This window comes from Mycoplasma sp. 246B (assembly GCF_054353935.1).
This window is the reverse complement of sequence record NZ_JBTHHM010000015.1, coordinates 1-9,412: the sequence shown is the minus strand read 5'-3', so window position 1 is coordinate 9,412 and position 9,412 is coordinate 1. Positions and strand designations below refer to the sequence as shown.

The following is a 9,412-nucleotide window of genomic DNA, read 5'->3' as shown; positions in this document are numbered from 1 at the left end:
TTCTAAAACTAGCATATTCTCCCAAAACCTCCTGTTCTCAAGCGTGAGTAAATTCCGAAAAACGAATATTAGGAAATTTTGAATTTTGATCAGGGAACATTTTAGATAGCAATGTAGACTTAATATTCATTAAAAAGTCATATTTTTGCTGATGAAGTGTAAGGTAAGAATCTAAGGAAGTTAAAAGTTGGGAGATTTTTTGTTGTTCAGTTGTATTTTTAGGTTTTTTAAAAGTAATATTACTAAAATTTCCTAGTGTAATTGTTGGTATTGTACCAACAGTAACATTTTTAAGCGTTTGAGAATGAACATTTCATGTTTTTAGTAAATAATATACAAATTCCAGGTTAAATTTATTTCTTATTTCTATCCCTAAAATACCTTGTTTTGTGCAAAGGGGTATTTTATTGATAGAAACATTTCCAATAGTAGCTCCATTTGTAAAAATTATGCTATCTTTTTTAATCATTCATGCAGAAGAATTTTTTAAACCTTCTTCAGTAATAAAATTATTTGTTTGATAAACATATTTGCTTGATGTATCTTCTATTTTTAAAAAAGGAATTTTTCCATTTTTATAATAATTCTCTATGTTTGTATTTGGGGTTCCGCCCTCAGAAGCATAATCGTAAATGTTTCCCAAGAGATCCTCTTCTCAATCACCAGTAAATTCCTTAAATCTTATTTCAGGTATTTTTTTGTTCATCTCTACCACCTTTGAATATATATTATAAATTATTTTATATAACTTGTTTGTTATTTATAAAATTCGATACAAAATATAAATATATCTAGTAATTAAAACTCCACTCTTAATCAACTACAAAACAAAAAAACAAAAATAACCTATAAAAATGTAAGTTTTTTTATACTTTTTAGAAAAATAGTATAATAATATCCTAAATAAATAAAGGAGAATTAATGCAAAAAATATTACTTTTAGACGGTAATTTAATTAACAAGGATCATTCATCATATACCGGTGATACTATGGATTATCTTGAAACAAAATTTAAAAGTGAAGGTAAAGATGTTAAAAGATTTGATCTAAATGAAACTCATGGAGACATCTTTTTAACCAAAAAAACATATCCTGATTATTGAAAACAAATTGATTCAGATAAGTGAATTAATTTGTTAAAAGAAACTGATTTAGTAGTTATTTCTACATCAATGATTAACTTTGCTGCTTCAGTTGTAGTTAAAAACTTTATTGACAGTGTTTCGTTAGCTGATAAAACTTTTTCATATAAATATTCTAAAAAAGGTGAAGCAATTGGATTATTAGATCACCTTAATGTTTTAATTATTGCTTCACAAGGAGCGCCACAAGATTGGTATCAATGAGGTTCACATGTTTCATGACTTGAAGGAACATGAAAATTCCTAGGTGCTAAAAATGTGCAAATTTACCGTATTAATGGAACTAAAGTAAAACCTATTTCAGAAGAAAAAGCTACAGTTTATGTAGATAACCACAAACATGAAATTGATCATGTTCTTGCAAAATTCTAATCATTTAATTTTTATAAAAACAAAATTGTGATAGAATTAAGAAGCATAAATTAGCAGCAGTTTGTTATTGTTTTGTATAAATTTAACGCGTATAACTTGTTAGTAGATAAAGCTGAATTTTGAAAGCATTAAGTTAAAGTTATTAAACAAGAAATAAACCCTCTTCTATATGCAGAAAAGAGGATAATAAATGTCAAGATATACTGGACCAGTATTTAAAAAATCACGTCGTCTTGGTTTTTCAATTTTAGAAACTGGAAAAGAGTTTTCTAAAGGTAGAAAAAGAACATATGCACCAGGACAACATGGAAATAAAAAAGTTAAACTATCTGATTACGGATTACACTTATATGAAAAGCAAAAAGTAAAACACCTATTTGGACTTAACGAAAAACAACTTCGTAGAACTTTTGAAAGAGCAACCAAATTAAAAGGTGTTACAGGTACCAACTTCCTACAATTATTAGAATTACGTTTAGATAACCTTGTTTATCGTGCCGGATTCGCTTCAACACGTAGACAAGCTCGTCAATTAGTTAACCATAATCATTTCACCTTAAATGGTAAAAAAGCTAATATTCCTTCAATAACTGTATCAGTAGGAGATGTTATTGAATTAAAAGAAAAATCAAGAGCAAATGTACAAATTACTGAAAGTTTAGCAAATAAAGTAGCATCTGCTTGATTAACCAGAAAAGACTTTAGTGTAAAATTGGATCGCTTACCAGAAAGAACAGAAATTCACCCAGAAATTAAAGACTCATTAGTAGTTGAGTTCTACTCAAAATAATAAGGAATAAATATGAAAAAAGATTTACACCCAGATTACCATCAAGTTAAAGTAACTTGTTCAACATGTCAAAGTGAATTTCAATTTAATTCAACTAAAAAACATTTTACAGTTGATGTTTGTTCAGGATGTCATGCTGTATATACTGGAAATAGAACACAAGCAAAAGCAACTGGAAGAATTGATAGATTTAACAAACGTCTTGAAAAGAAGGCATCTAAATAATATTATAGATACCAATATTTGTGATTAATAAAAACTTATCCATATCGATAAGTTTTTTTTAAAACCATCATGCCAAGGTTTTTTTTGGTATAGTCCTTGTATTAATATAACTTTTATAATATGCATTATTAAATGTAATTCCTAAAAACATAAAATACACAAATCAGTTCACAAAGAATCCGATACTAAAAAAGAATCCTACTGCTGCTCCATAGTTATTATTAGTAAATAATCTACTTAAATATGTATAAGCGATAACTAAAATAACCGAAGGAAGAGCAGAAATAATAACACCTTTGTAAATGCCTTTAAAATTTATTTTAAAAGATGGAACAAATTTAAATAAATACAAAAATATTAAGATAAAAAATATTATAGTGAAAATAATATACAACAAGTCGTTTACACCACTCCCATCAAGTCTGTGTGCATTAAATAAGCGTGCTTGAATAAAGATATTAAGAGTAGACATAGCTCATAAAATAATAGCAACACCAAGTACGATAAACAAACCTTTTGCTTTATTACCTCAATATGTTCCTACTTTTTCATGCGAATAAATTACATTATAAGAAATGATGAGTTTTCCATATCCACCTGCTGCTATATATAAAGCAGGTAAGGCTACAAAGGAACCAGGAATCAAAGTGTATAACTTTTGTAGCAAACTATTAACTTGCATTTTACCAGGTGATGGGTTAAAGTATAAATCTCCACCTGGAATAAATTTATTAAAGATGGTAACATTAAAAAGTGCTTGAAAAGTACTAGTGTTACCATCTTTGTTTTCAACTGTTTCTTTATAAAAACTATCTACATAGTTTGTAAATGAACCAATGTTATCATTTATGGTAATGTTTAAAAAATAAACAATATAAATAACAGAAACAAAGGAAATTAACATATAAAAAGCAGTAGAGAGTCAAATAAAGTTATATTCAGATGAAGAGAATTTATCATAAACATAATTTACTACCTTACGCCGCTTAACTTTTTGATTTTGATTATAACTGCGAATTAAAACAAAAGCAAAAATACTAATAATTCCTTTGATAAAAAACTCATAAATCCAATAAAAGAAATCAAAGGTAGCAAAATAAACAATATTAAGATAAAATCTTTTATATATCTTTTTTGGTATTCGCATTTTAATTAGTTTTTTGTAACTAAGTGGTTTATTTTTTGAAGCGAGCATCGAGAACCTTAACTGCAATTTCGTTTGAAATTATCGGATTTACTTGTCCATTTGTCTGTTTCATTAAATTACCTAGCACAAACTTCAATACTTTTTCAGGCCGATTTAAGTATTCAGAAACTAATGCTGAATTATTTTCTATTATTGCTTGTAAATAATTTGTAATAAGTTTTGGATCTGAAATTTGTTTAAGTTGATGTTGGTCTAAAAGATCGTTGATATCAGAATCAAAGTTTACAAGTAAAGGAATCAATTTCTTTAGAGACTTACCTGAAATAACTCCTTGGTCTAAAAGTTGCATCGCCTTAGCAATATCCTCTACTTTTATCCCTAAATCATAGGATAAAACACCTTTTAAGTTAGCAAGTGAAACTATTTCAGCAAAAAATACTTTTGATAAAGCTTCTTTATTTTCATAAGGAATCAAATCAAAATACTGTGCTAATTTAATATCATCTAATAAGCTATTGATATAAATATTTTGAATTTTTAGACTTTGATATCTATCTCTTCGCTCAAGTGGTAGCTCTTTTAATACCACTGAATTAATAAATGCATCAGAAAGTTTGATATAAGGGATATTCGGTTCGGGGAAGTAGCGATAATCAACTGCTGCTGTTTTGGTTCGCATTACAACATTGACATTACTTTGATCATCAAATCTTTTAGTTTGTTGTAAAATTTCTTGTCCTAAAAGTAACTTACTTCTTTGTAATTTAATTTCATATTCAATTGCTTTTTTAATATTAGAAAGCGAATTCATATTTTTAATTTCAACTTTTGTACCAAATTTTTCTACACCATAAGGACGTAAAGAAATATTAATATCAGCACGTAATGTTCCTTGCTCTAGTTTTCCATCTGATATATCAAGTGACTGCACAGTCTTTTTAATCATATCGACATATGCTGCAGCTTCATCAGCATTTTTTATCACAGGATATGTTACAATTTCAATCAGTGGAACTCCGGCACGATTGTAATCTAATAAAGTCCCTTGCTCACTATGATGTTGGCGTGCTGTATCTTCTTCTAAATGGATTCTTTCAATTGCTATACTTTGTATTTTATCATTTACTATGATATCAATTTTACCGTTTTTACCTATCGGACGGTAAAATTGAGTGATTTGATATCCTTTTGGTAAATCAGGATAAAAATAATTTTTACGGTCAAAGTGTAATTGTGTATCAATTTGCATATTTAATGCTTTAGCAAGTGCAATAGCATACTTTACAGCCTGCTTATTAACTTGTGGTAAGGTTCCCGGATATCCTAAATCAATTTGATTTGCTGTGGTATTTGCCGGTGCATTATAATCATTTAACATTGCAGAAAACATTTTAGTTTTAGTTTTTAATTCAACATGGATTTCAATTCCAATAATTGTTTCAAAATTATTCATGTTTTTCTCCGATTAGTTCTTCAAATCATTCTGCATATGCTAATAACTTTTTATCATCATAAATCTTGGTTTCTAATGCTATCGAAAATGGTAAATTATGATGCTTTGCTAATGGTAATGTAATCGATGGATTCCCTGCTAAATTGGCAGTAGTTAAGATATAACTCATCACATCGTAGTCTTTAGGAGCATCAAAAGTAGGAGCAACTGCAGCAAAGGCTGGGAAAATAACTAAATCACCTTGATCTTGCAAGGATTTTCAATACTCAACTATTACCCTACGAGCTTTTTGAGCCTTAAATAACATTTCTTCAACATTTTCAGCATATAAAAAGTAACTACCTAGCGACAAGCGTTCTTGAACCATTTTTCCAAAGTGTTTTGAACGAGTGCTACGAATAATTTCTTCTCATGAACTTGCATCAACACGATTTGCAAAACCAATACCTGTTAAATTAGCTAAATTTGAACTTGCTTCTGAATAAGAAATTATTTCATAAGCAGGTTTTACACATCTTAAAATATCTATATTTGGTTTAATTTTTTCAACTTTTATCCCTGTAGCAGATAACTTTTGCAACAATTGTTGATATGCATCATTGATATAATCTTCACAAAATTGTGAAAAATCAAGTGCAATTACACTCTTAGGTTTACTTTTAATAACATCTTTAATTTCAACATCCACAGATGTCATATCTTTGTTATCTTTACCATATAACACCTGTGACATTGCAATAATATCGTTAACATTATGAGCAAAATAAGCAACTGTGTCAAGCGAAGATGCATAAGCATATAAACCGTAGCGGCTGATTGCTCCATATGATGGTTTAAATCCTGGGATTCCATTATAACTACCTGGTAATCTTACACTATCACCAGTATCAGAACCTAATGCAATCGAAATGTTTTCATTAAATGTAGCAACAGAACCTGATGAAGAACCACCTGCATAACGATTTTTATCTAACGGATTTGTTATTAACCCGTATCCACTGTATGTTCCGGTTCCTCCGAGTGCTAATTCATCAAGATGTACTTTGGCAACAAAGTGTGCTCCATTAGCATATAGTTTTTTAACTGCAGTAGCTGAATAACCAGGTTCAAAATTTTCTAAAATTTTTGATGATCCTGATGTTGGAGCACATTTAGTTGCATAGTTATCTTTAATTGTTAAAACTGCTTTTGATAAACTCATATCTTTGGTACAAAAATCTGTATTATAAGGAAATAAGTACGCAACAGCATTGTTTTTATCATTTTTTAAATCATTGTATGCAGCATCATAATTTCCAAGATGTTTGATTCTACGCACTATTTTACCACCTTTGTTAACTTAAGATAATCACCATCTGATTCAGGTGCATTAGATAATATTCTTGCTTTTGTAACGCGATCTTCTTCATTATATTCATCTTCTCTAAGAAAATCAATTTGATAACTTTCATTAATATGACTCATTGGTTTAACATTTATTAAATCTAATTTATCAAAATATTTAATTTGTTTTTGCAGTTTATTTCAATTTTCAAGGATGTCATTAACTACTTGCTTGGTAGGTTCAAACATCAAAGTTTTAACAATTTCATTCAGTTTTTCTTTAGTAATTTTAATCATATTTCTCCTATCACTTTGCTGGTGCATAAAATTCAAAGTTATTTAAATAAGCTAAATTACCAGTCAATCCTGTAAATTTTAAATAATATGAATGTAGCATCAATCTAGATGCTTTTTTACCACCATATTTCATATCACCATAAATTGGTTTACCTAGGAATTTTAATGATAAACGGATTTGATGTTTGCGTCCAGTCAGCAATTGTGCTATTTGCTTGTTGTTTTCTATTGAAAAGATAGTCTTAGCATATTTATAACCATCTTTAACTTTAACTGATGTTTTAATTTTATTATTTTGCTTACCAAAATATAATTCAACTTCTTTATATGCTTCATTAAAGTCACTTTTAAATAAATATTTTTTAATAAAATTAATACTAGAAGCATTTAAAGCGACTAATGAAGCATAATTTTTAGCATATAAAATAATTCCACTGGTTTCTTTGTCTAAACGACCTACATGACTAGGTTTAAAACTATCAATTTGCTTATAATTAAGGTAAGAAAGAACTTGTTGATCTAAACTATGTTCATCACCATGAACCACTACTCCTGCTTGTTTATTAATTAAAAGAATATTATCATCTTCATATAAAATATTTAAATCAAATGATACTTTTTTAAAGGTATTTTTAAATATATCATTTATCCCATATACAACAATTTCATCATTTTTATTGATTATTAAATCTTTGCTTACTTTTCTACTATTATTAACTTTTATATCTTTTTTTCGAAAAAGCTTCTCTATCCGTGAAACTGGGACATTATTCAAATATTTAATTAAAAGCTTAAATAATGTTCGTCCTGAATCGTTATTTGTTGCACTAATTTCAAACATTTTACTCCTATATAAATTAAATTATACATTATTTTATCTTTTTGATTATTTGATGCTTTTATATAAGTTATAAATATATCAAAATTACTTTTAATACTACAAACAAGCATTAAAAGTAATTTTGATTAATGATGTATTTTTTTATGTATCCGATAACGAGAAATAACCATTGCAATAAGGATGATAAAAAATAAAATTGCATAAAGGATGAACATATATTCAAATCCATATGAATCATCTAATCAAGTAAATATAACTAAGATTAAACAATAAAAAATGATTCGTATAATTAATGTCACAGCATTTTGTTTATTGAACTCATTTTTATCAAAAATTAAGTACAAATAATTATTTCCGATAGGAAATAGCAATGATTGTGATAGTTGCATAAATGAGTTTAAAATTATATATGTGATAAGCAGTGCTAATTTGTCTTCCTTTACAGCAAATAAAATCGGGATTCAAATAAGATTTAAAAGAGAAGCAACAATTGTAAGTCCCATAAACAACCGATTTCGCGATACTTTCTTTTTTGCTGTTATATAACCTAAAATTGCCCCGGTTCCTAATAAAGCTGAACCACCTATAATCATCGAAAATAAAAATGACCATTTTTTATAATCATATTTTATATAATTAAAAAACTGCAAAATCCCTGTTTGTTTAGGAAATAAGAATATCGAGAAAAATAAACCTAAACTAAGAGCAAAAATTCATTTTTCATATTTAATTTTTGCAATTTTATCTTGTGTATGTTCTTCAACTAACTTTAATGAATGCTGATTAGGCTTTAATAAAATAAAGAAAAATAAAGATATTGCAAATGTGATAATGTTAAAAATAACAACTGCAAAAAAAGGTCATGTAAATAAAAATAAAGTGAATAAAGGAGAGATGAATGTCGAAATCGCAATAGCTAATGCGTTTGTGATATTAAACATCGGAAGTTCTTTGCTTTGGTTTGCTAAATAATAGACAATATTTTTAAATGCTAAAATTCTGAATGAGTTGACTATACTAAATAAACCACTAGCAACTATTAAAGAATATGAAAGTGCTTTATCATGTGTTTTAAATACAATGATTAAAACTATTAATAATATAAATATACTTGCTGAATCAGAAAAAATTAAAATATTTTTGGATTTGAATAACTTTATAATTTTTGGTCCGAAAATAAAAACAAATATCATCGGAACTTGAATTAAAATATAATAAAGAGTGATATATCACAAGTTATTTAAACTTTGAAAAATATATACTGATGCTCCGATTTGAAAACCTTGACTACCAAAAAATAATACAAAAACTGCAATAAATCAATAAATTTTATTAGTGATTTGTCTATTAATGCTCACCATAAAATCTCCTTGTATTTATTATTTTACAACTTTATTTTTATTTTATTATTGTTAATGTAAAATTTAAACATTTAAGGAATATATGTATTATGTAAGCGATTATGATAAAGTTTTAAATGAAGTTATTGTAAAACTAAAAGAACTTGATATAAATTTCTCTAAAAGTTACAATGATGGACGAATTAATTCAATTTTTAATGAAGAAAAAATAGTAAAAATTCTTTTAAATAGCCAAAAAGAAATAAATATTTTAAAAGAATATGATGTCAAAATTTATGAACAACCAAAACCAAGATTTTGATATGATATAGTAATCAAAAATACTGATAATTCGTTTTTTCTCCCGTTGAATATTAAAATAACTAATCCAAATCTTAAATCAGCAAGTAATATAAGTTCGAAAACAGGTTTATATTTTGCATTAACAGGTGATATATATCCAAATTTTTCAAATACATGA

Annotated in this window: 11 protein-coding genes; 4 read left to right on the top strand and 7 right to left on the bottom strand. The window is 27.1% G+C overall.

Annotation, left to right across the window (positions count from 1 at the left end; genetic code table 4):
• Positions 1–706: restriction endonuclease subunit S (locus tag ACXYRR_RS04070; protein ID WP_458598163.1), on the bottom strand; the 706-nt coding region annotated here is incomplete at its 3' end.
• 215 nt (positions 707–921) lie between these two features.
• Here ACXYRR_RS04070 and ACXYRR_RS04065 point away from each other — a divergent pair.
• The 3 genes from ACXYRR_RS04065 (at position 922) to rpmE (ending at position 2,530) form a co-directional block, all read left to right on the top strand.
• Positions 922–1,515 carry an FMN-dependent NADH-azoreductase gene (locus ACXYRR_RS04065; RefSeq protein WP_435130597.1) on the top strand — a complete coding sequence of 198 codons (594 nt, stop codon included), beginning with the start codon at positions 922–924 and terminating at the stop codon, positions 1,513–1,515.
• Between the two features lie 190 nt (positions 1,516–1,705).
• The gene (gene rpsD, locus ACXYRR_RS04060; RefSeq protein ID WP_458598161.1) at positions 1,706–2,305 is read left to right on the top strand and encodes a 30S ribosomal protein S4; all 600 of its coding nucleotides are present in this window, start codon (positions 1,706–1,708) and stop codon (positions 2,303–2,305) included.
• 12 nt (positions 2,306–2,317) lie between these two features.
• Complete coding sequence (gene rpmE / locus ACXYRR_RS04055) at positions 2,318–2,530, top strand: 50S ribosomal protein L31 (RefSeq protein ID WP_435130593.1); 213 nt, start codon at positions 2,318–2,320, stop codon at positions 2,528–2,530.
• Between the two features lie 58 nt (positions 2,531–2,588).
• Here the strand turns inward: rpmE and ACXYRR_RS04050 are convergent, their stop codons facing one another.
• The 6 genes from ACXYRR_RS04050 to ACXYRR_RS04025 form a co-directional block, all read right to left on the bottom strand.
• The gene (locus tag ACXYRR_RS04050) at positions 2,589–3,725 is read right to left on the bottom strand and encodes a YhjD/YihY/BrkB family envelope integrity protein (RefSeq protein ID WP_458598159.1); all 1,137 of its coding nucleotides are present in this window, start codon (positions 3,723–3,725) and stop codon (positions 2,589–2,591) included.
• The gene (gene gatB, locus ACXYRR_RS04045; RefSeq protein WP_458598157.1) at positions 3,706–5,130 is read right to left on the bottom strand and encodes an Asp-tRNA(Asn)/Glu-tRNA(Gln) amidotransferase subunit GatB; all 1,425 of its coding nucleotides are present in this window, start codon (positions 5,128–5,130) and stop codon (positions 3,706–3,708) included. Before gatB ends, ACXYRR_RS04050 begins: the two co-directional genes overlap by 20 nt.
• Positions 5,123–6,448 carry an amidase family protein gene (locus ACXYRR_RS04040; RefSeq protein WP_458598155.1) on the bottom strand — a complete coding sequence of 442 codons (1,326 nt, stop codon included), beginning with the start codon at positions 6,446–6,448 and terminating at the stop codon, positions 5,123–5,125. The genes gatB and ACXYRR_RS04040 overlap by 8 nt, the downstream gene beginning before the upstream one ends.
• Positions 6,448–6,750 (bottom strand): Asp-tRNA(Asn)/Glu-tRNA(Gln) amidotransferase subunit GatC, encoded by a 303-nt coding sequence (locus ACXYRR_RS04035; protein ID WP_458598153.1) that lies wholly within the window; start codon positions 6,748–6,750, stop codon positions 6,448–6,450. Before ACXYRR_RS04035 ends, ACXYRR_RS04040 begins: the two co-directional genes overlap by 1 nt.
• Before the next feature lie 7 nt (positions 6,751–6,757).
• Complete coding sequence (locus ACXYRR_RS04030; RefSeq protein WP_458598151.1) at positions 6,758–7,591, bottom strand: pseudouridine synthase; 834 nt, start codon at positions 7,589–7,591, stop codon at positions 6,758–6,760.
• 125 nt (positions 7,592–7,716) lie between these two features.
• A complete protein-coding gene (locus ACXYRR_RS04025) occupies positions 7,717–8,952 on the bottom strand; it encodes an MFS transporter (RefSeq protein WP_458598149.1) in 1,236 nt (411 codons plus the stop codon).
• Positions 8,953–9,034: 82 nt separating this feature from the next.
• Between ACXYRR_RS04025 and ACXYRR_RS04020 the strand changes: the two genes are divergently transcribed.
• Positions 9,035–9,412 (top strand): hypothetical protein (locus ACXYRR_RS04020; RefSeq protein WP_458598148.1); only part of this gene is annotated, 378 nt, incomplete at its 3' end.